The sequence below is a fragment of the Nonomuraea sp. LP-02 genome (genome assembly GCF_036289125.1).
GTDB lineage: Bacteria > Actinomycetota > Actinomycetes > Streptosporangiales > Streptosporangiaceae > Nonomuraea > Nonomuraea bangladeshensis.
The window spans coordinates 3313211-3337248 of sequence record NZ_JAXCLK010000001.1 but is presented as its reverse complement, the minus strand read 5'-3'; the positions used below and the strand labels follow the sequence as shown (position 1 = coordinate 3337248).

General features: G+C 73.4%; 21 protein-coding genes. 8 read left to right on the top strand and 13 right to left on the bottom strand.

What is annotated here, in order from left to right:
* Positions 1-5: 5 nt before the first annotated feature.
* The gene (locus tag SMD20_RS15535; protein WP_329592568.1) at positions 6-761 is read left to right on the top strand and encodes a TetR/AcrR family transcriptional regulator; all 756 of its coding nucleotides are present in this window, start codon (positions 6-8) and stop codon (positions 759-761) included.
* 339 nt (positions 762-1100) lie between these two features.
* Here SMD20_RS15535 and SMD20_RS15530 read toward each other — a convergent pair whose 3' ends face one another.
* Complete coding sequence (locus tag SMD20_RS15530; RefSeq protein ID WP_329581002.1) at positions 1101-1466, bottom strand: MerR family transcriptional regulator; 366 nt, start codon at positions 1464-1466, stop codon at positions 1101-1103.
* Between the two features lie 79 nt (positions 1467-1545).
* Here SMD20_RS15530 and SMD20_RS15525 point away from each other — a divergent pair, with 79 nt between their 5' ends.
* Positions 1546-2181 (top strand): SDR family NAD(P)-dependent oxidoreductase, encoded by a 636-nt coding sequence (locus SMD20_RS15525; RefSeq protein WP_329581000.1) that lies wholly within the window; start codon positions 1546-1548, stop codon positions 2179-2181.
* 18 nt (positions 2182-2199) lie between these two features.
* Here SMD20_RS15525 and SMD20_RS15520 read toward each other — a convergent pair whose 3' ends face one another.
* From SMD20_RS15520 to SMD20_RS15495, 6 genes are all read right to left on the bottom strand, one after another.
* Entirely contained in the window at positions 2200-3267 is a 1068-nt protein-coding gene (locus SMD20_RS15520; RefSeq protein ID WP_329580997.1) for a DNA alkylation repair protein, read from the bottom strand.
* A gap of 47 nt (positions 3268-3314) precedes the next feature.
* Positions 3315-3878, bottom strand: a complete 564-nt coding sequence (locus tag SMD20_RS15515) for a MarR family winged helix-turn-helix transcriptional regulator (protein WP_329580994.1) — start codon at positions 3876-3878, stop codon at positions 3315-3317.
* Positions 3879-3882: 4 nt separating this feature from the next.
* Positions 3883-4893, bottom strand: a complete 1011-nt coding sequence (locus SMD20_RS15510) for a hypothetical protein (protein WP_329580991.1) — start codon at positions 4891-4893, stop codon at positions 3883-3885.
* A gap of 40 nt (positions 4894-4933) precedes the next feature.
* Positions 4934-6709, bottom strand: a complete 1776-nt coding sequence (locus tag SMD20_RS15505) for an NAD+ synthase (protein WP_329580987.1) — start codon at positions 6707-6709, stop codon at positions 4934-4936.
* A 33-nt stretch (positions 6710-6742) separates the two neighbouring features.
* The gene (locus SMD20_RS15500) at positions 6743-8218 is read right to left on the bottom strand and encodes a BTAD domain-containing putative transcriptional regulator (RefSeq protein WP_329580984.1); all 1476 of its coding nucleotides are present in this window, start codon (positions 8216-8218) and stop codon (positions 6743-6745) included.
* A 174-nt stretch (positions 8219-8392) separates the two neighbouring features.
* Positions 8393-9595 (bottom strand): MDR family MFS transporter, encoded by a 1203-nt coding sequence (locus SMD20_RS15495; RefSeq protein WP_329580979.1) that lies wholly within the window; start codon positions 9593-9595, stop codon positions 8393-8395.
* A gap of 59 nt (positions 9596-9654) precedes the next feature.
* Between SMD20_RS15495 and SMD20_RS15490 the strand changes: the two genes are divergently transcribed.
* Positions 9655-10626 carry a DUF5937 family protein gene (locus tag SMD20_RS15490; RefSeq protein WP_329580976.1) on the top strand — a complete coding sequence of 324 codons (972 nt, stop codon included), beginning with the start codon at positions 9655-9657 and terminating at the stop codon, positions 10624-10626.
* On the opposite strand, the gene SMD20_RS15485 is transcribed toward SMD20_RS15490, so the two are convergent.
* Positions 10617-11645, bottom strand: a complete 1029-nt coding sequence (locus tag SMD20_RS15485; protein WP_329580973.1) for a terpene synthase family protein — start codon at positions 11643-11645, stop codon at positions 10617-10619. The two genes, SMD20_RS15490 and SMD20_RS15485, sit on opposite strands and share 10 nt — an antisense overlap.
* Before the next feature lie 8 nt (positions 11646-11653).
* Positions 11654-12199, bottom strand: a complete 546-nt coding sequence (locus SMD20_RS15480) for an EF-hand domain-containing protein (RefSeq protein ID WP_329580970.1) — start codon at positions 12197-12199, stop codon at positions 11654-11656.
* A 176-nt stretch (positions 12200-12375) separates the two neighbouring features.
* On the opposite strand from SMD20_RS15480, the gene glnA reads away from it, so the two are divergent.
* Positions 12376-13737: a type I glutamate--ammonia ligase gene (glnA, locus tag SMD20_RS15475; protein WP_329580967.1), complete on the top strand. Its 1362-nt coding sequence runs from the start codon at positions 12376-12378 to the stop codon at positions 13735-13737.
* Between the two features lie 67 nt (positions 13738-13804).
* On the opposite strand, the gene SMD20_RS15470 is transcribed toward glnA, so the two are convergent.
* Together SMD20_RS15470 and SMD20_RS15465 are read right to left on the bottom strand one after the other, a co-directional pair.
* Complete coding sequence (locus SMD20_RS15470; RefSeq protein ID WP_329580964.1) at positions 13805-15727, bottom strand: S8 family peptidase; 1923 nt, start codon at positions 15725-15727, stop codon at positions 13805-13807.
* Between the two features lie 162 nt (positions 15728-15889).
* On the bottom strand, positions 15890-16516 hold the full coding sequence (locus tag SMD20_RS15465; RefSeq protein ID WP_329580961.1) for an AAA family ATPase: 627 nt from the start codon (positions 16514-16516) through the stop codon (positions 15890-15892).
* A 442-nt stretch (positions 16517-16958) separates the two neighbouring features.
* On the opposite strand from SMD20_RS15465, the gene SMD20_RS15460 reads away from it, so the two are divergent.
* Positions 16959-17672 (top strand): PaaI family thioesterase, encoded by a 714-nt coding sequence (locus tag SMD20_RS15460; protein ID WP_329580958.1) that lies wholly within the window; start codon positions 16959-16961, stop codon positions 17670-17672.
* A 76-nt stretch (positions 17673-17748) separates the two neighbouring features.
* Here SMD20_RS15460 and SMD20_RS15455 read toward each other — a convergent pair whose 3' ends face one another.
* Complete coding sequence (locus SMD20_RS15455) at positions 17749-18606, bottom strand: alpha/beta hydrolase (protein ID WP_329580955.1); 858 nt, start codon at positions 18604-18606, stop codon at positions 17749-17751.
* A gap of 64 nt (positions 18607-18670) precedes the next feature.
* On the opposite strand from SMD20_RS15455, the gene SMD20_RS15450 reads away from it, so the two are divergent.
* A complete protein-coding gene (locus tag SMD20_RS15450; RefSeq protein ID WP_329580953.1) occupies positions 18671-19396 on the top strand; it encodes a type 1 glutamine amidotransferase in 726 nt (241 codons plus the stop codon).
* Here SMD20_RS15450 and SMD20_RS15445 read toward each other — a convergent pair.
* Complete coding sequence (locus SMD20_RS15445) at positions 19362-19952, bottom strand: HXXEE domain-containing protein (RefSeq protein ID WP_329580951.1); 591 nt, start codon at positions 19950-19952, stop codon at positions 19362-19364. The two genes, SMD20_RS15450 and SMD20_RS15445, sit on opposite strands and share 35 nt — an antisense overlap.
* Before the next feature lie 79 nt (positions 19953-20031).
* On the opposite strand from SMD20_RS15445, the gene SMD20_RS15440 reads away from it, so the two are divergent.
* Both SMD20_RS15440 and SMD20_RS15435 read left to right on the top strand, forming a co-directional pair.
* Entirely contained in the window at positions 20032-22959 is a 2928-nt protein-coding gene (locus tag SMD20_RS15440) for a bifunctional [glutamine synthetase] adenylyltransferase/[glutamine synthetase]-adenylyl-L-tyrosine phosphorylase (RefSeq protein ID WP_329580950.1), read from the top strand.
* Between the two features lie 32 nt (positions 22960-22991).
* A complete protein-coding gene (locus tag SMD20_RS15435) occupies positions 22992-24023 on the top strand; it encodes a hypothetical protein (RefSeq protein ID WP_329580947.1) in 1032 nt (343 codons plus the stop codon).
* The last annotated feature ends 15 nt before the right edge of the window (positions 24024-24038 follow it).

The window sequence follows — 24038 nt, the reverse complement described above, 5'->3', positions numbered from 1 at the left end:
TGAGCATGGGGGAGGAGCGGCGGTTGCCGCCGGTCGTCGCGCGCATGTGGGGGCGCGAGCCGGTGACCCGGCGCGGGCCGCGGCCCCGCCTGGACCTCGCGACGATCACCGCCGCCGCCGTCGAGCTGGCGGACGCGGAAGGGCTCGCAGGGGTGTCGATGGCGAGCGTCGCCTCGCGGGTGGGCGTGGCGGCGACGGCGCTCTACCGGTACGTCGGCAGCAAGGAGGAGCTGCTCACCGCCATGGCCGACGGCGCCGCTCCGCTGCCGCCGGAGCCGGAGGGGCGGCACTGGCGGGCTTACCTGGAGGTGTGGACCCGGGCCCAGCGCGACATCCTGCTCGACCACCCGTGGCTGCTGTCGGTGGCCCGCCTCGCCCCGCCGCTCGGCCCGCGCCGGCTGCTGTGGCTGGACCGCGCCCTGGCCGCGCTCGGCGGCACCGGCCTCCACGACGGCGAGAAGGTGAACGTGGCCACCGCCCTCACGGGGTACGCGCTCACCGAGGCGGCGCTCGTCCACGGCATGGCCGGTGGCGACCCCCAGCTTGAGGAGGCCGGGGTCGCGGGCGCGGCCGAGTACGGCGAGATGCTGGCCGAGGTGCTCGACCCGGACGACTACCCGGCCCTGGCGGCCGCGATGCGCTCGGGCGCGATGAGCGGTGGCGAGGGCTGGGTGGACGACGCCGACTTCGTCTTCGGGCTGAACCTGCTGCTGGACGGCGTCGAAACCCTCATCCGCCGCCGCGCCGGCACCGCCTCCTAGACCGCGCCGTCCCCCGGCCCGCCTCGGCCCGGCGCCGATGAAGGGGACGGCCTCACGCCGCTTCCGTCCGGTCACGGGAGGCGGGAGAGCCCTGCCCTCGACGGGCCCGCCCCGTCGACAGGTGTTTGGAGGCGGGGAGTTGGGGCGCCCGCTGTGCCGCTCCGGGGTGGAGATGCCGCGCTCACGTGGCCTGTTCGGGAGGTGGAGGTGGCCCGCCTGGTTGCGCTGTTTGGGGGGGGCGAAGCTCTGCCCGGTTGTGCCGGGTGAAGGGGATGCAGGTGGCGTGCAGGGCTGCGGCTTGGTGATGGAGGGGCGTGGGCGTGGCCGGTGCGTCCCCTGTCAACCGCATTGAACGGTTGTGGTGAGGAGGGTGTCGAGTGCTTGCTGGGATGTCTGCAGGCGTTCGATGGTGTCGGCGATGCGCCGGCGTTCCCGCCGCAGGTGGCTGAGCATGCCGGGGCAGGCCGCGGCCACCATCCGGCCGCCCTCGTCGTCGTGGACGCAGCTCAGCAGCCGGGCGATGACCGCCGTGGGCAGTCCGGCGGCGAGCAGGGCCCGGATGTGCCGGACCGCGGCGGCGTCCCCCTCGTCGTAGTCCCGGTAGCCGTTGGGCAGCCGCACCGGCCGCAGCAGGCCCTGCTCCTCGTAGTAGCGGAGCAGCCGTTTGCTCACCCCGGTCGCGCGGGCGAGCTCGCCGATCCTCATGATCTCCCTTGACCTTCACATGGATGTGACGCCTTACCGTCCCGACTGTTCAGTCGTAACGCACGGACAGGAGCGGATCATGCCAGGAGCGGTGATCATCGGAGCGGGACCGGGGATCGGGAGGTCGGTGGCGCGGCGGTTCGCGGCCGAGGGCATGCCGGTGGCGCTCGTCTCGCGTACCGGAAGGACCTTGGACGTGGCCGGGGCGCGCAGCTACAGCGCCGACTGCGCGGACGAGGACGCGCTGCGGGCCGCCCTGGACGCGGCCCGCGCGGACCTCGGCGTCCCGGAGGTCGTGGTCTACAACGCGGCGATCATCCGCCCGGACACGGCGGGTGAGGCCACGATGCGCGCCCACCTGGACGCCTGGGCGGTCGACGTGGTCGGCGCGCTCGTCGCCGCCGCGCACCTGGCGCCCGCGATGGCCGGGCGCGGCGGAGGGACGTTCATCGTCACCGGCGGCATGCCGGAACCCAAACGGGAGTACGTGAGCCTGTCGCTCGGCAAGAGCGGCGTGCGGACGCTGGTGGCGCTGCTGGATCAGGAGTACGGCCCGTCGGGCGTGCACGTGGCCTCGGTCACCGTGGCGGGCCCGGTCGCCCCCGGCACCCCCTTCGACCCGGACGACATCGCCGAGCACTACTGGCACCTGCACACCCAGCCCCGCGACCGGTGGCAGCACGAAGTGCTCCACGCGGGCCTGCCTGCCGCCTGACTCCCGGACCCGGGGCCGTCAAGGGGTGAGGGTGAAGGCGGTGGTCGCGGCGGTGCGGCCGTTGAGAATGACGTCGAGCTCCCGCGGGCCGGGCGGCTCGTCGCGGGTGGTCACCGGGCGGAAGGAATGGGACTTGCGCACGACGAACGTGGCCCCCGGCGCGGCCGCCTCCCGCTGCCCCAGGTGGAACACCCGCCGCGAGCCCGGACGGCGGACCGCGTATTTGAGCAGCAGCGGCCCGGCCGCGCCTGAGGTGACCGTGACGGTGAAGGCCAGCCTGCCGCCCACGGCCACCGTGTCGGCCTCCAGGGACAGCGACTCCACCTCGCCGCTGCCCGGGACGGCCCCCACCAGGGCGAGCGCCTCGGGATGGCCGGACCGCAGGAGGCCGCGCACCGCGTGCCGCAGCACCTTCTCGACGTGGGAGCCGCCGTCGGCCCGCCAGCGCGCCAGCAGGGCGAGCGCCGCCTCCGGATGGTCCTTGGCGAGGTCGTTGACGTGGTTGGCGACCGAGCGGCGTACGTATGCGCTGGGGTCGTCGCGCAGGCGGTCGAGCAGGGGCAGCGTGGGGCCGGGGGTCATGAGCCAGCCCACCCGGGTGGCCCAGGGCAGGCGCGGCCGGGTGCCCTCCGACGCCAGCCGCCGCAGGTGCTCGTCGGGCGACTCCGCCCAGGCGTGCATGATCGTGAGTGCGTCGTCGCGATGGCGTTCGAGGTAGGGGCGGACGGCGAACTCGGCGGTCGCGTGGGGCGTGAGCGTGGCCAGCGTCTCCATCGCCGGGTGCAGGTGGTCGAGCCCGTGGACCGCCGTGTGCTCGGTGGCGGGCCAGCCGCTCCACAGGTCGAGCGTGGCGTGCGCGGCGCTCTCGCGGACGACGGCGGCGGCCTGCGGGTAAGGCAGCGGCAGCGCCTCGTGCAGGGCGTCGGCCACGTGCCTGACGCGGCCCTTCAGCTCCAGCCCGGCGAGCCCGCCGAGGGCGCGCGCCACGAACCGCTCGCGGGGGAACGGCGGCCACGCGGCGGCCAGCCCGTCGGCCAGCGTGGAGACGGACCGGAGGTTGATCATGTCCTTGAGAGGTTGCGCCACGTGGGAACTCTGCCAGCCGCCACCGACAGAAACCCGTCAGCGACCCGTCAGGTGACGGTGATGAGGCGGATGAGCTCTTCGCGGAAGCGGTCGTAGTCCTCGACGGCGCCGAGCAGGTCGCCGGAGTCGCGTTCCTTCTCCCGGGCCATGGCGAGGACCGCGTCCCCGGCCGGGGTGAGCTCCACGAGCATGCGGCGGCGGTCGCGGGGGTCGGCGCGCTTGACGACGTGGCCGGAGCGGCGCAGGTGCTCGATGGTGCGGCTCATGGTCTGGTCGGTGACGCGGCAGGCCGCCGCGAGCTCGCGCTGCGTCCGCGGCCCGGGGGTGAGGTGGTGCAGGGCGATCAGCCCGGCGTGGGAGAGCTGGTGGGCGGCGAGGAAGTCGTGGAAGCGCCGCTCGACCAGCCGCGCCGCCACCGACAGCAGCCGGCCCACGGGCCAGGAGCTGACGTCCGCGAGCATGTCGCCGGGGGCGTCCACGAGCAGGTCACGCGCGTCGCCACCGGTGTCCATGAGCGGGTCGCGTGCGTCCGCGAGCATGTCACGAGCGTCGCCGTGGGCCTCCGCGAGCGGGTCGTGCGGGTCGCCAGGGGTGAGCTGTTCCTCCGCCACCCGTTCATTCTTCCAGACGGGCCGCCTCCCGGGGCCGCCCGAGCCGGGCCGCCCGCAGGCCGAGCCACAGCAGCACCGCCAGCACCCCCACGAGCAGGTACTCGATCGCCGGGATGCGCACCACGGCCGACACCCCGCCGAGGTCCCCGCGCAGGCCGTACACGACGAGGGCACCGGCCGCGTACGCCATCCCGAGCGCCCACCGCGTCCCCCGCCCGAGCCCGAGCCCGTGCATCTGGGTGACGACGAACACGCCGAGGAAGCCGAACAGGAACATCGGCCAGCTCCCGTCCGGGCCGCTGTTCATGACGGCCACGAGCGTGCCGTGCGCCGCCACGGCCAGCTCCAGCGTGAGGGTCCACCAGCGGTTGGTGTGCGCCCGGGTGAGGAAGAGGCTGCCCTGCAGGAGCAGCAGGAACATGTACATGAACCCGATGAGGTGGCCGCTGGTGCTCTCCATCGGGTGGTACCAGAACGTGTAGACCGCCGCCCAGCTGAACAGGTAGCCGTGGTAGCGGCGGGCGAAGGCGACGATCTCCTGCCCGATGGGCGCCGGCCGGCCGAGGAACAGGCCGCGCCGCCGGTTCTCCATGAGCAGCACCGCCACGAGCAGCAGGATCACCGACCCCTGCGAGCTGAAGATCGACACGTCCTGCGCGAGGCCGTCGTAGAAGAGCTGGGTCTGGAGCAGGTGGAGGACGACGAAGCCGGTGTTCACGGCCAGCGCAACGACGTTGAGCCGGTGCAGGCCGGAGGTGTAGCCGCGGACGCGGGTCTGGGCGCGGTGAATGAGCCACCAGAACGCGACCTGGTGCGCGGCGTAGCACAGCCAGGCCGAGGCGCGCGTCCAGACGGTGGGCTCGGGCAGCTTCCAGTAGTACCAGGAGGCGCCCTGGTCGGGGAGCAGGGCGATGCCCTGCAGCCGCTGCCCGAGCAGCCAGACCAGCCCGGTGAGCGCGGCACTGGCGGCCACGCCGACGACCAGTACGGGCCCGGTCCGCAATTCCTTCAGCATGCTGAACATTATGCGAATCGTTCAGCATGCTGAACAAGACTCAGGCGGTGGTCTCCCTCCACCGGTTGGTGATCGGCAGGCGGCGGTCCCTGCCGAAGTTCTTCGGCGTGATCTTCGGCCCCGGCGGGTACTGGCGGCGCTTGTACTCGGCGAGGTCCACCAGTCGGATCACCCGCGTCACCAGCTCGGGGTCGTGCCCGGCGGCGATGAGCTCCTGCGAGCCCATGTCCTTCTCGACGTAGTCGTCGAGCAGCCGGTCCAGCACCTCGTACGGCGGCAGCGAGTCGGTGTCGCGCTGGTCCGGGCGCAGCTCCGCGCTCGGCTCCTTGACGATCGAGTTCTCCGGGATCGGCCGCTCGGCCTCCAGCAGGAAGCCGGGACGGGTGTGGGCGTTGCGCCAGCGTGCCAGCTCCCACACCATCGTCTTCGGCACGTCCTTGATCGGCGCGAAGCCGCCCGCCGAGTCGCCGTAGAGGGTGGAGTAGCCGGTCGCGAGCTCGCTCTTGTTGCCGGTGGTGAGCACCAGGTGGCCGTTCTGGTTGGACAGCCCCATGAGGATCATGCCGCGCACCCGGGCCTGGAGGTTCTCGGCGGCCAGGCCCGACAGCTCGATCTCCTTCTCGAACGCGGTCACGATGTCGGCGATCGGCGCGATCCGCGAGTGCAGGCCCTGCCGTCGCACCAGCTCCTCGGCGTCCGCCACGGAGTGGTCGGAGGAGTAGCGGGAGGGCATGAGCACCACGTTGACCCGGTCGGGGCCGATGGCGTCGGCGGCGATCGTGGCGGTCAGCGCCGAGTCGATGCCGCCGGACAGGCCGAGGATGACCGAGCGGAAGCCGTTCTTGGCGACGTAGTCGCGCACCGCGAGCACCAGCGCCGAGTAGACCTCGGCGGGCGGGTCCAGCCGCTCGGCGACGGGCGCGGGCTCGGCCGGGCGGGGCGCGACGGGCTCGGCCGACAGCACCAGGCGGTCGACGGTGATCGTGGTGCCGTCGCCCGCGTCGTACGGGAACGAGCCCGTCGCGGCGTCCGAGACCGGCAGGTCGTCGAGGTCCACCACCAGCAGCTCCTCGCGGAACTGCCCGGCCCGCGCGAGCAGCTCGCCCGAGCGGTCCACGACCAGCGAGTCGCCGTCGAAGACCAGCTCGTCCTGCCCGCCGACCTGGTTGGCGTAGGCCAGCGCGCAGCCGGCCTCGCGGGCCCGCCGCGCGCACAGCTCCAGGCGGACGTCGTCCTTCTCCTTCTCGTACGGCGAGGCGTTCGGCACCACCAGCAGCCCCGCCCCCGCCTGCCCGACGACGGACACCGGTCCGCCGTCCTGCCAGAGGTCCTCGCAGACGGCGACGGCGACGTCCACGCCGTGCAGCCGGAAGATCGGCAGCCGGTCGCCGCGCACGAAGTAGCGGTATTCGTCGAACACCCCGTAGTTCGGCAGGTGGTGCTTGGCGGTGCGGGCGACCACCTCGCCACGGAAGAGGATCGCGGCGGCGTCCAGCGGGGCGCCCTTCGGCTGGCCGACGCGGGGGGCGAGGCCGGCGCGGTCGACGTAGCCGGCCACCACGGGCAGCTCGCCGAGGCCCTCCTCCCGCAGCCTGCGCGCCACCTGCTCCAGGGTGCGGATGCTCGCGTCCACGAAGGACGTACGCAGCACCAGGTCCTCGACGGGATAGCCGGTGAGGAACATCTCGGTGAAGACGACGAGGTGAGCGCCGCGCTCGGCGGCCTCACGGGTCTGCTCGACCAGCCGGTCCGCGTTGGCGCTCAGGTCGCCTACGGTCGGGTTCGTCTGTGCCAGGGCGATGCGCAGTTGTGCCACGCGCCCCAGCCTAGTACGCCCCGATTTTTATCGTCAAAGCGACGAAAAGTGCGCCTTTTCGCCAGGAGTCACCAAACCGGACTCGTACGCCGTCATGACGAGCTGCGCCCGGTCGAACAGCCCCAGGTGCTCGAGCAGCGACTTGACCATCGCCCCGACCTCCTCCTCCGGCAGCGCCAGCGTCTGGCCGATCTGCCGGTTCGTCAGCCCGCGCGCGACGAGTTTCAGCACGTCGAGCCGGGCGTCGGAGAGCCCGGCCAGCGCCGGGGGAGAGGACGGGTCGGTGCGCCCGGCGAACGCCGAGATCAGCCGGGTGGTCATCGCCGGGTCGATGAGCGCGTCCCCGGCCGCCGCCGCCCTGATCGCCGCCAGGAACTGCTCGGGGGGCGCCGTCTTCAGCAGGAAGCCGCTCACGCCGGCCCGCAGTGCCGCGTACAGGTTCTCGTCGCTGCCGAACGTGGTCATCATGACGACCTTGGGCGGATCTTCCCCGGCCAGGATCCGGCGCGCCGCGGCCAGGCCGTCCAGGTGCGGCATCTGGATGTCGAGCAGCACCACGTCCGGCCGGGTGGCGCGCACGCCCGCGATGGCCTCCTCGCCGTTGGCCGCCTCGCCGGCCAGGCGTACGCCGGGATCGCTGGCGATCATGGCCTTCACCCCGGCCCGCACCAACGCCTGGTCGTCGGCGACGAGCACGTGCAGCACACCGCCGGACGCGGCGGCGGGGGCTTCGGCGGGGGCGGACGGGGGAGCGGAGGGAGGGGGCTCCTCCAGCCGCTGCGCCAGCATGTCCGCCTCCAGCCGCTTGAGCCCGGCCGTCAGGTCCAGGCCCAGCTCGTCGCGCCACACCGCGCGGGCCCGGCGCAGCGCGGCCAGCGCGTCGCCCTGGCGGCCCATCCGGTAGAGCGCCACGGCCAGCAGCCGCCAGGCCTCCTCGCGCAGCGGGTGCTCGGCGGCGTGCGCCTCCAGGTCGGCCACCAGGGACGTGGCCCGGCCGAGCGCCAGCCCGGCGTCGGCCCGCCGCTCCACCGCGATCAGGCGCAGCTCCTCCAGCCGGCTCGCCTCCGTCACGGCCCAGCTCAGGTCGGCGAACTCGGCCAGCGCCGGCCCCCGCCACAGCCCGAGCGCGGTCTCCATGTCCGCCCACACCTGGGCGGGCGGGCCGTCGGACTTCACCAGGCTCTCGAAGCGCCAGGCGTCCACCTGTCCGGTGCCGGCCCGCAGGGCGTACCCGGGCGGGGCCGAGACCAGCACCTCCGCCTCCTCGCGCGGCGCGCGGCCGGGTTCCAGGGCGCGGCGCAGGCGGGAGACGTAGCCCTGGATGGTGGAAAGGGCCTGCGCGGGCGGGTTGCCCGGCCAGAGCTCGTCGATGAGGGTGTTCACGGGCACGGCGCGGCCACCGGCCACGAGCAGGCGGGCGAGCACCGCTCGCTGTCTCTGGCCGCCGAGGTCGAGAGGGGAACCGTCCGTCCAGGCTTGGAACGGTCCGAGCGCGGTGAAGGTCAGCATGTCAGGCGTAACTGTAGAGGGAGAACGTGTTCCGGCATATGGCGAATTGTCACAGTTCTGGTCGTGGTCGTCACGGGGGTGCCTTTCGATGTGGTGAAAATTATCGGCGGACTGCCAACAAAAGATCAAAATTTTCTCAACGAGGCCCTTGAGAGGGACTCAGGTGGCGGCCGGTCAGGTGCGGCGGCGGATGGCCGGGCCGAGGGCCAGCATGCCGGCGGCCGAGGCCAGGCCGACCGCGCCGATCGTGAACCACAGCGCCCGCGGCCCCAGCTCCAGCAGCGGCCCGCCGAGCAGCGGGGCCAGCACCGCCGCCGCCGACCAGGCGAGCCCGAACAGCCCGGCGTACCGGCCGCGCAGCTCCGGCGGCGCCAGCGCGGCCACGATGGTGCCGGCGATGCCCGCCGTGACGATCTCGCCCGCCGTCCATACCGCGATGGTCGCCGTCAGCCCCAGGGTGCTGGTGACGAACGCGGTCAGCGCGAACCCCGCCCCCATCACGGCCAGGCCGAGGGCGAACGTACGGGCCGGGTCCCGGCGGCCGAGCCAGCCGGACACCAGCGGCTGCACGACCACGATCAGCACGCCGTTGAGCGCCATGGCCGTGCCGTACTGGGCCGTGGACAGCCCCGCCGCCTCGGTCATGGCCACCGGCAGCATCGTCATCGTCTGCGCGTACACCAGCGCGTTGCCCAGCACGACCAGCGTGAACGCGACCATCACCCGGTCACGCAGCACCGTGCCGAACCCGCCGGCCGCCTGCCGCGCGCCCTCGGGCCGCGTCTCCGGGACGGCCCGCCACACCAGCACCGCGAAGACCACGCACGAGACCGCGTCGATCCAGAACAGCCAGAGGAACCCGAGCCCGGCGAGCCAGCCGCCCGCCGTCATGCCGACGGAATAGCCGAGGTTGATCCCCCAGAACAGCAGCCCGTACGCCCGCGGCCGCTCCGCCGGCCCCACGAGGTCGGCGACCAGCGCGTTCGACGCCGGCCTGTAGAGGTCCATGACCACCCCGAGCACCAGCATCGAGGCGAGCACGGCCGGCAGCGAGACGCTGTAGCCCAGCGCGAGCATGGCGGCGCCGCTGGCCAGCATGCCGCCCGACAGCGTCGCCCGCCGCCCGATCCGGTCCGTCAGCATCCCCGCGAGCGGCTGCGACAGCAGCGAGCCCACCCCGAAGACGCCCATCACCAGCCCCGCGGCGGTCACCGACAGGCCGCGGGCCTGGGTGAGGTAGACGCCGGTGAAGGGCATGACCATGGTGCCCAGGCGGTTGACCAGGGTGCCGCCCCACAGGGCCCAGAACGCGCGGGGCAGCCCGCCCACCTGGGCGCGCAGGAACGACGGCGGCTTCTCGACGGACGTGCTCGACATGCTCCAGAGACTGCGGCCTCCGGGTTGGCCGGGCGAACGATTTAGCCCACACTTAAACGATGTCCGTCACATGGGTGATGCGGCCCGAGGACGTGGCCCGCATCCGGTTCGCGTTCTCCCCGCTGTGGGAACTCGTGGCCAGTCTGCGCACCCTGCGGCAGCCGGCCCGCCAGTCGCTGCACCTGCCGTGGATCAAGGCCGTGCGCCCCCGGCTCGCCGGGCTGGACCTCACCGAGCTGCTGGCGCTCGTGCCGCCGGCCGGCTACCTGGCCGACTTCATCACCCCGCCGCCCGACACGCCGCTGCCCGACTTCGCCGCCGAGCTGGAGCGGGTCAGGCGCACCGCGCCCGAACGGGTCCTCGACGAGCTGACGCACCTGCGTCAGGCCGGCCGGGCCGACCCCGCCGTGCTGGACCGCCTCGCCGCCGACCCGGAGGCCACGGTGACGCGGGCGGCCGACGCGCTGGAGGCGTACTGGGAGACGTGCTTCGCCGAGTTCTGGCCCCGCGTGTACGCCCTGCTCGAACGCGACGTGCTGCGCCGCTCCCGGCAGCTCGCCCAGGGCGGGGCGCGCGAGCTGTTCGCCGGGCTCGACCCGGCCGTCACCTGGACGGGGGAGCGGCTGCTGGTGGACCGGCCCTGGTGCGTCACCGGCGGGCTGCACGGCGACGGGCTGCTGCTCGTGCCCAGCGCGTTCCACTGGCCGTCGGTGGCCGTCATGTCGGCTCCGTACCAGTCGATGCTCGTCTATCCCGTGCTGGGCGTGGGCACCCTGTGGGAGCAGGGGCCGCCGCCCGCGCCCGGCGCGCTGGCCGCGCTCATCGGGCGCAGCCGGGCGCGGATCCTGCTCGCGCTGGCCGAGCCCGCCACCACCTCGGCGCTGGCCGGCCGCATGGCGCTCACGCCGGGCGCGGTCAGCCAGCATCTCGGCGTGCTCAGCGGCGGCGGGCTCGCCGTCGGGATGCGGGTCGGCAAACAGGTCGTCTACCGCCGCACCCTCGCCGGCGACATGCTGGCCGGTCAGGTGTAGCGGGCGGACTCCAGCAGCCAGTCCAGGTGCGCGCGCGGCGCGGCCAGGTAGGCGCAGGCCACCAGGCTGACGTCCCTGGCCGCCTTCGGCGCGAGATCCTGCAGCGGCAGCCGCCGGGCGGCCGTGTGCATGTCCTCGCAGCGCCGTACGATCCGGTCGAGCACCCAGGCGGTCGCCTCCCGCTCGCCCAGCCCGAGCTGGCGCATCGCGAGCACCACGAAGTTGTGCACGTCGCCGCGCTCCTTCGGCCGCGAGGCGACGTCGTTGCACCAGGCGGTGACGTCGCTGCAGGCGTCCACGAGCTGCCGCCACGGCTCCGAGGCGTGCATCCAGTCCGGCACCTCCACCCGCAGGCACGGCTCGACCAGGTCGTACAGGTAGGGGCCGACCGTGCCCCTGCGCAGCGCCGGGTACTCCTCCAGGGTCGGCATGCGGCGCGCCGCCCGGTTGTCGGCCTCGGTACGGCAGGCGTCGTGCTGGCGCTGCAGGCCCACCGCGAACCTGGCCCGCCACTGGTCGCTCATCCGCGCGCTGGTCACCCGCCACAGGTCGGCGAAGGCCGCCTCCAGCGGATGCCGCGCCGAGCCCCTGAGCAGGCCCTGGAAGACCTCGACCGGGCACTCGCCCTCGTCCAGCTCGTCGTCGAGATGGAACAGCCAGGTCAGCCACTGCGCGAACAGCGCCGCCGCGGCCGCGTCGAACTCGGCGAACGCCCGCGCCGCCATCCGGTGGAAGCCGACGCCTGGATCGGCGCGCAGGCCCGTACGCCGCGCCCAGTCGATGACCGCGGCCTCGATCGCGTACACCGAGGGGTGCATCCGGCACGGCTCGGCCATCGCGGGCACCCGCTCGGTCAGCGGCAGCAGCGCCAGCGCCGCCGAGCCGCCCCGGCGCGGCAGCGGCATCATCGAGGTCAGGACCGAGCGCAGCGCGGTGCGCACCGTGGCGAACACGTTCGTGCCCGTCTGCTCTGTGGTGCTCTCCGCCGGATTCCCGGCGCTGTTCACGGTGTTGTTCACAGGGGCGTTCACAGCGGGCCGAACAGCCAGTTGCCCGCGGCGTTCGGGTCCGCGCTGCGGTAGTAGTCGGCGGCGGCCGTGACCAGGCCCGCCACGGTCAGCGTGCCCCGGCCCTCCCGGTCCAGCCGGTCGAAGGCCGCGTCCACGTCGTCGTAGGCGACGCCGAAGGCGCTCAGCATCGTACGGAACTCCCCGATGGTGACGTCGCCGTCCCGGTCGCCGTCGCACAACTCGGCCACCGCCCGCGTGGCCGGACGGAACACCGGGTCGTAGGACTCGCCGTCGACGAACGCGGCCGTCATGGCCACACGGAAGTCCGGGCGGGCGATGCCCGAGTCGCCGTCGCGATCCAGCGTCCGCGCCAGCGTGGCCCAGATGCCGTCGAAGCTCCCGACGAGGCTCGCCCCGGTGACCGAGGTGGGGGACTCCCCGAAGCCCACCAGGATGCGCGCCCCCAGGCCCAGCAGGTCCTCCCTCTCGACGACCCCGTTGCGGTTCGCGTCGATGTGGTCGAAGGCCCGATCGAGCTTGTGATTGAGCAGGTCGATAGCCACCTTGCCTCCCCCGAGACTGACTGCGTTGATCACAGTAAGACGGGGCGGGGGCTTTGTCAGCGAGGCTCGCACCGGCATTGTCGGCGGGCGTCCTCACCGCGACCCCTCGTAACCTGTGCGAAACACGGACACGGCATCCTGATAGGAGACCTGTACTGTCTGCATGAGGGGATGCCTTGGACCGCCAGCAGGAGTTCGTGCTCCGCACGCTCGAGGAACGCGACATCCGGTTCATCCGGCTCTGGTTCACCGATGTTCTCGGCTTCCTCAAGTCCGTCGCCATCGCCCCGGCCGAGCTGGAGGGCGCGTTCACGGAGGGCATGGGCTTCGACGGTTCGGCCATCGAGGGCTTCGCCCGCGTCTACGAGTCCGACATGCTCGCCAAGCCCGACCCGGCGACGTTCCAGATCCTGCCCTGGCGCAGCGAGACGCCGGGCGCCGCGCGCATCTTCTGCGACATCCTGATGCCCGACGGCTCGCCCTCGCACGCCGACCCGCGCTGGGTGCTCAAGCGCACCCTCGCCAAGTGCGCCGACATGGGCTTCACCTTCTACACCCACCCCGAGATCGAGTTCTTCCTGCTGAAGAACCGTCCCGAGGCCGGCCTGCGGCCCGAGCCGATCGACTCCGGCGGCTACTTCGACCACACGCCGCACAGCTCCGGCCACGACTTCCGGCGCCAGGCGATCATGATGCTGGAGTCGATGGGCATCTCCGTGGAGTTCAGCCACCACGAGGGCGCGCCCGGCCAGCAGGAGATCGACCTGCGCTACGCCGACGCGCTCACCACGGCCGACAACATCATGACCTTCCGCCTGGTCATGAAGGAGGTCGCGCTGGAGCAGGGCATCTGGGCCTCGTTCATGCCCAAGCCGTTCACCGAGCACCCCGGCTCCGGCATGCACACCCACATGTCGCTGTTCGAGGGCGACCGCAACGCCTTCTACGAGGCCGGCTCCGAATACCGCCTGTCCAAGGTCGGCCGGTCGTTCATCGCGGGGCTGCTGCGGCACGCCGCCGAGATCACCGCCATCACCAACCAGTGGGTCAACTCCTACAAGCGGCTGTGGGGCGGCGCCGAGGCCATCGCGGGCCAGGGCGGCGAGGCCCCCTCCTACGTGTGCTGGGGCCACAACAACCGCTCGGCCCTGGTCCGGGTGCCGATGTACAAACCGCACAAGGGCGGCTCCACCCGCATCGAGTTCCGCTCGCTCGACTCCGCCTGCAACCCCTACCTGGCCTTCGCGCTCATCCTGGCGGCCGGGCTCAAGGGCATCGAGGAGGGCTACGAGCTGCCGGCCGCGGCCGAGGACAACGTCTGGACCCTCACCAGCGCCGAGCGGCGCGCCCTCGGCATCCAGCCGCTGCCGGGCTCGCTCAACGACGCGATCGAGGTCATGGAGCGCAGCGAGCTGGTGGCCGAGACGCTCGGCGAGCACGTCTTCGACTTCTTCCTGCGCAACAAGCGGGCCGAGTGGCGCGAATACCGCCGCCACGTCACCGAGTTCGAGCTCGGCCGCTACCTGCCGATCCTCTGAGCCCGCCGGTCCCGCGGCCGGGGCCGTCCGGTCCCGGCCGCGTGGGGACGGGACCGGACGGGGCACCCTACTTGTTCACGTGCCGGTTCAGGTAGAGCGCCGCCTTCTTCATGGCGGCCGCGCTCTTGCCCGCGCGGTGCCGCTCGGCGGCGGCCACGGCCTGCTTCAGCGTCGTCCTGCCGTGCACCTTGGCCGAGGAGTCGTACACGCCGTGCGCGTAGTTGAGCCAGGCGGCCAGCAGCTCACGGTCGAGCAGCGCCTTGGCGGCCTTGCTCTTGGTGTTCAGCACCTTGTACGCCTTGCCCAGCGTGCCCGCGCCGGTCAGCTCGGGGAAGACCTTGCTGCCGTTCTGGGCCAGCGTGAGGTAGCAGCGCAGCGTGGCGTCGCTCAGCGAGCCCTTGCCGCGCAGCATCTCCCCGGCCCACGCCTTGGCGCTCAGCGGCTTGCCGCCCCTGCCGCGCGAGCAGGTGTCGGGCACCGGCTGCGGGTCGCCGTAGATGCCGGGGTCGACGTTCTGGTGGCCGTCCTCGGGTGAGGTCGTGGGCGTGGGGGTCGGCGTGGGCGACGGGCCCGGGGTGTGGGTGCCGGTCGGCGCCGGGGTCGGGCTGCCGGTGGGCGTCGGGGTGGGCGACGGGGACGCCTTCGGCGGCAGGGCCGCGGCCAGGTCGATCCGCTTGGTGGTCACGCCGCCGTACGTGATGGCCTTGCCGGTGTCCTGCAGCTTGGCGATCCGGCCCTCGCCGGGCAGCTGCGGGTACGCCTGCCGCACCAGCGCCAGCGCGCCGGCCACGTGCGGGGCGGCCATCGAGGTGCCGCTGAGCACCCGGTAGCCGCCGCCCGGCCCCGCGCTGTTGATCTGCACGCCGGGCGCGAACAGGTCGAGCAGCGCCCCCCGGTTGCTGAAGCCCGCCACGGCGTCCTTGTCGTCGGTGGCGCCGACGGCGACCGCGGCCGAGACGCAGGCGGGGCTGGAGACGCCGTCGGTGAAGCCCTCGTTGCCCGCGGCGACCACGACGGTCACGCCGAAGTCCTTGAGCCAGGTGATCTCGTCCTTCAGCGCGCCGGCCGACGGGTCGGTGTCGCAGTGCCGCGTCTGCTTGGCGCCGCCGCCGAGGCTCATGTTGACCGCGATGACGTTCTTGCCGGCGTGCACGCTGTCGACGTACTGGAGCGCGGCCTTCTGCGCGGAGACGAAGGTGGCGAAGCACGGCGCGGCCCTGCCCAGTTCCTCCTGGCAGACCGGGCCGTCGAGCCGGGTGAACACCTGGATCGGCAGGATGCCCGCCTCGGGGGCGACGCCGTTCGACGGCGCGCCCGCCGCCTTCTTGCCGGCCGCGATGCCCGCCACGTGGGTGCCGTGGTAGCACTGGTTGACGCCGCTCACGACGCACGCGGCGGTCTCGGCGTCCGCCGCGCCCGCGCCGGTCTGGACCGACTGGCCGTTGGGGCAGAGCGGCTTGGCCCCGTAGTACGGGTCCGTGGACGTGGCCGAGAAGCACGCCTCGCCGACGATGCGGCCGGCGAAGAACGGGTGGTCGCGGTCGATGCCGGTGTCCAGGACGGCGATGGTCGAGCCCTTGCCGGTCCAGCCGGCCGCGTTGGCCTTGTCGGCGCCGATGAGCTTGGTGCTGACGTCGAGCGTGGCGACGCTCAGGCGGTCCTCGTAGACGGCGGCGACGCGGTCGTCGGTCCTGACCTCCTCCAGCGTCGCCTTGTCCAGGTTGGCGACCAGGAAGTCGTCGGAGAGCTTCTTGTCGACGACCTGGGTGCCCTTGGACGCCTTCTCGGTGTCGGTGGCCACGGCCTCGACGCTCTGGCCCTTCTTCAGCTCGATGACGGCGCGTACCTTGTGCCCGCCGCGCACCTCGGCCGTGACGTTCTTGGCGATCTCGGGATCGCCCGCCGCGGCGTGGGCGGGGGCGGCGGTCAGCGCGCCCGTGGTGGTGAAGGCGAGCACGGACGCGCCCGCCAGCAGAGACCGAAGTCTCACTGGACCTCCGGGGGGTAGAGGGGGTCCACTCGCCGGCGCTCATGGCGGAGTGCGAGCGGCGCTCAGCGACTCCGCGGCTCCCCGTGGCCGACGTCGGAACGTTCCCCGTTGACGTTGAGGGGCCAGCGTAGGGAGTTACCGGAGAAATCGGTGGGAATGAGGTTATTCCGTTATGGGGAAATCTTCCCTTACCGGATCATGGTCGGGCTCGAACACGATGGCCTCCAGCAGGGCGGCCGCGTTCCTGTCGATGACGTGGGCGACGGCCGCGGGCGCCGGGTCGCCGCTCCTGACGCGCGCCATCAGCTCCTCCCACCTGCGCTGATGCCGGGCGAACGTGCGCGCGGCGACCACCCTGCCGCGCTCGTGCTGGCCCGCCAGCGCCGTCTCCGGCGCGGTGTCCAGCAGCAGCAGGTGCAGCCGCGCCCCGTGCCACCTGGCCAGCTGGTCGAAGCCCCGCAGCACGGACGGCGCGCAGCCCCGGTTGTGCGCCACGACCGCGCGCCCCGAGGCCAGGGCCCGGCTGATCCGGGCCAGGTGCGTGGCGAAGACGACGGCGCGGCGCACCGGCTGCGGCGCCCATCCGAGCCGGCCCGCCCAGCGCTGCTTGGACTGGTAGGAGTCGATCACCACGACCGCTCCACGGGCGACGGGGGCGCTCTCCGCGCCGTGCAGCCCGTACAGGCGGCGCAGCAGGGTCGTCTTGCCCGCGCCGGGCAGCCCGGTCAGGATGACCAGGGAGCCGGGCGGATAACGCACCGCGCCGGCGTAGGCCGGATCGTCCAGCACGCTCCACCGTCTCCTCTTCCCCGTGCGCCCCCTGCGTCTCCTCGCGGGGGGCGGGTGTCTCCCAGCCTGGCCGAGGAAGCGGCCCGGCGCGAATCCGTACGGAACCCGAAGGCCGCTCGTATCGGCCGATTGGTGTGCGGGACGCCGGAAACCCGAGCTAAAGTGCTGTCCGACGCCTTGATCGGTCTCACTCCGGAAGCGCTCGCGGAGTGAGGCCGATTTTCGTTGCTTCTGACCCCCGAGTCACCTCCGCGGCATGTGCGGTGCCTAGCGTCCCGACCAAGGGTGGGAAGTTTCGGACCCCTTCGAGGTGTTACGCGTGTATGGACCGGGACGTTACGACCCCCCTGCCCTCGGGTAAAGCGGGAGTCCAGTAAAATCGGCCCGTTCTTTATGATATTTCAGGACTTCGCGCCCTTGTGGCGACATAGGAGGGTGTGGCATGACGACGGCTGCCCTGCAGACCGTGTTGACCGTTCCGCAGCGCTTCCGCGGCCCGGAAGGAGTCGCCAACGGCGGCTGGATCGCGGGCACGATGGCGGAGGCGCTCAACGGTGGCCGATCAGCCGTCGAGGTCACGCTCCACGCCCCCACCCCGCTGGAGACCGAGCTGCGGCTGGAGCACGTCGCCAACACCGTCTCCCTCTCCCGCGGCGACGACCTGCTCGTCGAGGCCATCCCGGTGGCCGAGGACCTGAAGGGGCCGGGCTTCGTGCCGTTCAACGACGCCGCCCGCGCCGAGGCCGGCTTCGCCGGGCTCAAGGCGCACCCCTTCGCCGAGTGCTTCGCCTGCGGCCTGCGTGAGCCGGGCGACGGCCTGCGCATCTTCCCCGGCCCGGTGCCCGGCTCCGACCTGGTGGCGGCCGGCTGGCGGGTGCCGTTCACGGTCGCCGGCGAGGACGGCGTGCCGGCCTCGATCATCGGCGCGGTGCTCGACTGCATCACCGGCTGGGCCCACTTCGGCCCCGGCGAGAGCGCGCTGCTCGGCCGCCTCGCCGTGCAGATCCACGGCCGGGTGCACCCCGGCGGGCGCTACTCCGTGGTCGCCCGCCCGACCGGCCGCGACGGCCGCAAGATGTTCGGCGAGAGCGGCATCTACGAGGTGGACGGCACGCTGGTGGCCGCCGCCCGGGCCACCTGGATCGCTCCACGCTGACCCCGCCGCGAGAACGTCCCGCCCATCCCGCTCCCCGCGGGGTGGGCGGTGTCTTTCCCGGTGTCGTTTCCGCCGGTCACGGGGCCGTGAGCCGGTCCACGACGGTCGCGACGCAGCGGTCGTCGAACACGATCGTGTAGTGGTTGCAGCCGGGGACGACCTCGTCGCGCAGCCCGGACAGCCGGGCGGCCCAGGGGGCGGCCAGGTCGTCGGGGAGCATCGGCACGTCCTGGTTCAGCAGCCCGCGCGGCGCCCGCAGCAGGGTCATCGGCGCCTTGACCGCCTCCAGCGCGGTCGTGAGCACGGCCTGCTCGGTGTGCAGCCAGCGGCCGTCCTCGCGCACCGCCTCGGGCACCGCGCGCGAGCGCAGCGCGCCCTCGGGGCCGGTCAGGTCGTAGCGTACGTACTCCTCGACGTCATCGCTCCAGTGGCCGGCGAAGGCCGGATGGTTCCTGAAGAACTCCACGTACGCCTCCGCCGACGGGTACGTCTGCCGCAGCCGGTCGAGCGCGGGCCCCAGGGCCGCCGCCAGCGCCGCGTCCGGGTCCACGCCCTCGGGCAGCGGCGGGAACGGCAGGCCGCCGTCCACCAGCACCACGCGGGCGAAGTCGCGCCGCGCGGCGGCGAGCACGGCCACGTACGCGCCCATGGAGTGGCCGGTCAGCACCGTGCCGCCGTCCGCGCCCACGTGCTCGGCGACGCGCAGGACGTCCTCGGCGTGGCGGGGCAGTCCGTACGGGCCGGGCAGGCCCGCGCTGTGGCCGCGGCCGCGCAGGTCCATGGCGACCAGCGTCCAGTCGGCGGGCAGGCGGCGGGCGACCGCCCCCCAGGACATGAGGGAGGCGGTGATGCCGTGGACGGCGATGATCAGGCGGGGGCCGGTGCCGGCGCGGGCGATGCGCAGGCCGTCCACGTCGTCGAATGCGAAGGTCATGCCCGGATCTTAGGTACCGCCGCCGGGGCTGGCCAATGGGGAAGTTTCTCCCATAATTACCGTTATGCGAATCACGGTCATCGAGCACGAGCGGGAAGCCGGGCTCGGCTACCTCGCCGGGTGGCTCGGCATCGCCTACGACGTCGTCCGGCCGTACCTGGGGGAGGAGGTGCCGGCGCGGGCCGCGGACGGGCTCGTCGTGCTCGGCGGCGCGACGGCGGCCTGGGAGGACGAGCGCAGCCCCTGGCTGCCCGCCACCCGCGACCTGCTGCGCCGCGCCGTGGACGAGGGCACGCCTGCGCTCGGCATCTGCCTCGGCGCCCAGCTCCTCACCCTGGCCTGCGGCGGCGCGGTGGAGCGGGGCGGGAACGGCCTGGAGGTGGGGCTGTGCGAGGTCTCCGCCCTGCCCGCCGCGCGCGAGGACCGGCTGTTCGCCGGCGTCGGCACGGTGCCCGCCGTGCAGTACCACCAGGACGCGATGACCCGGCTGCCCGAGGGCGCGGTGCCGCTGATGACCGGCGCGCAGTACCCGAACCAGGGCTACCGCCTGGGCGAGGCGGCCTGGGCCGTGCAGTTCCATCCCGAGGCCACTCCCGAGATCTTCGCCTCCTGGACGTACGAATCCGGCCTGGACGTCGCCGAAGACCTGAACCGGGAGGTCAAGGCGGCGGAGCCGGACCTCGTCGCGGCCTGGCGGCCCGTGGCGCACGCCTTCGCAGCCGTCGTCAGAGAGGGCGCCGTCAGGGAGGGCGCCGTCAGGGAAGGCGCCGCCGGAGCGGGCGGCGCCTGAGCGGCCCGCCCGCCTCCGGGCGGCGGGGGCGCGTGAGCAGGTGCGCCAGGCCGTGCACGGCCCCCAGCGCCAGGGGAAGCGCCGCGAGCCCCGCCGCGCCCGCCCGCCCGGGCCCGTCCATGGGCACCCCGGCGGCTTTGAGCCGTCGCCACGCCCACCACGCGTACGGGATCACCACCACGGGCGCGGTCGCCACCCCCGGCGTGTAGCCGCGGGTGAGCGCCGACTGCGCCAGGTGCATCACCCCGTGCGCCCCGAACCCGGCCAGCACCGTCTGGAACACCGGGCTCCGCCCGCCCGTCGCCGCCCCGAGGGCCGCCGCCCCCGCCACGATCCCGCCCATGAGGCCGATGGCCACGGTGACGTGCGCCTGCGACATCTCCAGCCGCTCCCACGGGACGTCGGGAAACCGCTCCTCCAGCCGGGGCCGGGCCGAGCGCAGCCAGCCCGCCATCGTGACCAGCTCCTCGGCGTCGTGGACGGCCCATGCCGCCAGCAGTCCCCATGCCACGCCCGCCGTCACCGCCGGGCTCCCGTCGCCCAAGCCCTCCGTCATGCCGGCCTCCTCTCCAAACACAACGCAACGTTGCGTTGTCATACTAGGGCGATCAGCGAGACTCCTGCAAAATGGAGAGGTGCCCAGGATCGAATCCACCGCCGCGCGACTCGCCAAGCTAGGTTTCGCCGACGGCGCCCGGGCCGCCCAGCTCGTCCACCAGGCCGATCCCCGTCTCGACGACCTGCTGGAGTCGCTGGTCGACGTCGCCGACCCCGACCTCGCCCTCGGCTCCCTGACCCGGCTGGCCGAACGCGACCCCACCGTGCTCGACGCCCTCCGCGCCGACGCCGGCCTCAGGACCCGGTTGCTCGCCGTGCTCGGCGTCAGCGACGCCCTGGGCGAGCACCTCGTACGCCATCCCGGCGACATCGCCCGCCTGGCCCGCCCCGACCAGGACGACCCGAGGGACGAGCTGCTGCGCGCGGTCGGAGCCGACCCCGCCGCGCCCGAGCCGGCGGCGTCCGGCGAGGACGTCCTGACGGCGCTCCGCGTGGCCTACCGGGGCCGGCTCATGCACCTGGCCGCCCGCGACCTCACCGGGCAGGCCACGCCGCAGGAGGTCATGGCCGAGCTGTCCGACCTGGCAGGGGCCGCGCTGGAGGCCGCGCTCGCCGTCGCCCGCACCGAGGTTGACGCCTCGGACGTGAGCCTCGCGGTCATCGGCATGGGCAAGTGCGGCGCCCGCGAGCTCAACTACATCAGCGACGTGGACGTGATCTTCGTCGCCGAGCCGCGCGAGGGCGCCGACGAGACCAAGGCCCTGCGCACCGCCACCCGCCTGGCCCAGGCCATGATGCGGGCCTGCACCGCGACCACACCCGAGGGCGCGCTGTGGGAGGTGGACGCGGGCCTGCGCCCCGAGGGCCGTTCGGGCCCGCTGGTGCGCACGCTCGCCAGCCACCTCGCCTACTACCGGCGGTGGGCCAAGACGTGGGAGTTCCAGGCGCTGCTCAAGGCCCGTCCGGTGGCGGGCGACCTCATGCTGGGGGAGTCCTACGTCCAGGCCGTCAACGACCTGGTGTGGACGGCCGCCACCCGCGAGCACTTCGTCGAGGACGTGCAGGCCATGCGCCGCCGGGTCGAGGCGAACGTCCGCGCCGAGGGCGAGCGCCAGCTCAAGCTGGGCCCCGGCGGGCTGCGCGACATCGAGTTCGCGGTGCAGCTCCTCCAGCTCGTGCACGGGCGGCTCGACCCGCTGCTGCGCCGCCGGGCCACGCTGCCCGCGCTGGCCGCCCTGGCCCGCGGCGGCTACGTCGGCCGCGACGACGCCCGCGGCCTGGCCGAGGCGTACGCGTTCCTGCGCCGCGTCGAGCACCTGCTGCAGCTCCACCGGCTGCGCCGCACCCACATCGTCCCCACCGCGGAGGCCGACCTGCGCAGGCTCGGCCGGGCGCTCGGCATGCACGCCGACCCGGTGGGGGAGTTCACCGCCCGGTGGCGGCGGCACGCCAGGGAGGCGCGGCGGCTGCACGAGAAGCTGTTCTACCGGCCGCTGCTGCAGGCCGTCTCGCGGCTGCAGGAGTCGGAGGCGCGGCTGTCCACGGCCGCCGCCGCCGACCGGCTGGAGGCGCTCGGCTACCTCGACCCCAACGGCGCGCTGCGCCACATCGCCGCACTCACCTCGGGCGTGTCGCGCCGGGCCGCGATCCAGCGCACGCTGCTGCCGGTCATGCTCGGCTGGTTCGCCGACACGCCCGACCCCGACGCGGCCCTGCTCGGCTTCCGCCAGGTCAGCGACAAGCTCGGCGCCACCCCGTGGTACCTCCGGCTGCTGCGCGACGAGACCGCCGTGGCCGCGCGGATGGCCCGGGTGCTCGGCACCAGCCGCTACGCCACCGGCCTGCTCATGCACGCCCCCGAGGCGGTCGCCATGCTCGGCTCGGACGAGGAGCTCGCCGTACGCTCCCCGGAGTCGCTGGCCGGCGAGGCCGCGGCGGCGAGCTCCCGCTACGTCGCCGACGGCGAACCGGAGACCGCGGTGGCCGCCGTGCGCGCGCTGCGGCGCAGGGAGCTGTTCCGCACCGCCGTGGCCGACCTCTCCGGCCTGATCGACATCGAGACCGTGGGCTGCGCGCTGTCGGCGCTCAACGACGTCACCCTCCAGGCCGCGCTCGACGCCGCGCTCGGCAAGGCCGGCGACGTCACCTCGTTCGCGATCATCGCCATGGGCCGGCTCGGCGGCCTGGAGTGCTCCTACGCCAGCGACGCCGACGTCATGTTCGTCCACCGGCCGCGTCCAGGGGTGGACGAGCGCGAGGCCACCGACGCCGCCTTCGCCGTCGCCAACGAGCTGCGCAGGCTGCTGTCGCTGCCCGCGCCCGACCCGCCGCTGCTCATCGACCCCGACCTGCGTCCCGAGGGCCGCCAGGGGCCGCTGGTGCGCACGCTCGCCTCCTACCGGGCCTACTACGGGCGCTGGTCGTCGCCGTGGGAGTCGCAGGCGCTGCTGCGGGCCAGGTTCTCGGCCGGCGACGCGGAGCTGGGGGCGGCGTTCACCGCCATGGCGGACGAGCTGCGCTACCCGCAGGACGGGCTGCCCGACGACGCCGTACGCGAGATCCGGCGGCTCAAGGCCCGCATGGAGGCCGAGCGGCTGCCGCGCGGCGCCGACCCGGCCCTGCACACCAAGCTCGGGCCCGGCGGGCTCTCCGACGTGGAGTGGGTGGCCCAGCTCCTGCAGCTCCGGCACGCCGGAACGCGCCCGTCGCTGCGCACCACCCGCACGCTCGACGCGCTGCGCGCCGCCGTCGCCGAGGAGCTGCTCGACCCCGCCGACGAGGCCGTGCTGGCCGAGGCGTGGCGCTTCGTCTCCCGCGTACGCGACGCGCTCATGCTGGTCAAGGGCCGTCCCGGCGACAGCGTGCCGCGCGACGCGGGCGAGCGCCGGCTCATCGCCCAGACCCTCGGCTATCCGCCCGACGGCTCGGAGGACTTCCTCGACGACTACCGCCGGGTCACCCGCCGCGCCCGGAAGGTGGTGGAACGGGTCTTCTACGGGGGTTGATGGCCGCCGCTCCACGGGTGTATCAAGGCGCGATGTTATCCGTCTACGTGGATCTCGCCCTCGGCCTGGCCGTGACGTTCCTGCTGCTGTCGCTGCTGGTGAGCGGCGTCAACGAGGCGGTCGTGCGGCTGCTGTCCATCCGCAGCAAGTTCCTGTGGGCCTACCTCAGGGACACGATGGACGGCGCCGACCTGGTCGGATCCTGGCTGCCCACCCGCGTACGCGACGTCTTCACCCGGCTGCCGTTCCTGCGTGACCCGCGGCCCCGCTACAGCGACCTGCCCGCCCCGGCCGAGGCCGGCGCGGTGCCCGAGCCGCAGGCCAAGGCCGGCGACTCCATGATCAAGCTGCTCTACGAGCGGGTACGCGAGATCGACCACGCCAAGCGCGGGCGCACCAGCATCGCCGACATCCCGCCCGGCCGCTTCTCGGTCGCGGTCATGGAGCTGGCGACGCGCGAGGACGGCGACGTGGAGCGCTTCCTCGCCAAGCTCAAGGCCGCCGACAGCCCCCTGTACGGCCACCTGAAGGGCATCTGGGAGACCGCCCAGCGCGACCTCGACCGCTTCCGCCAGGGCGTCGAGACCTGGTTCGACGGCGAGATGCAGCGGCTGTCGCTGCTCTACAAGCGCTACGTCAAGTGGGTGCTCGCCGCGCTGAGCCTGCTGGTGACGCTGGTGTTCACCATGGACGGGCTGGAGTACGCCAAGACGCTGCTGCGCGACAACGCCTTCCGCGCCTCGGTGACCGCCGTGTCCGAGGCCGGGCCCGACGCGTACAGCGAGCTGAAGGCCCGCTGCGCCGGCGCGGACCCCGTGCACTGCGTCACCGAGACGATGAGCCAGCCCGCCCTGGTGCGGATGCTCGGCCAGGCCCTGGTGAGCGTGTCGATCCCGGAGGAGGGCGAGCCGAGCGTCGACTGGAACGGCTACAGCTGGTGGAACCGCCTGCTCACGCCCAGCCACTGGCCGGGCTTCCTGCTGACGTACGTGGCGCTGCTGTTCGGGGCGCCGTTCTGGTGGGACGTCCTGCGCCGCCTGACGGGGATCCGGTCGCGGCGCTGACGCCCTAGTGTTGGT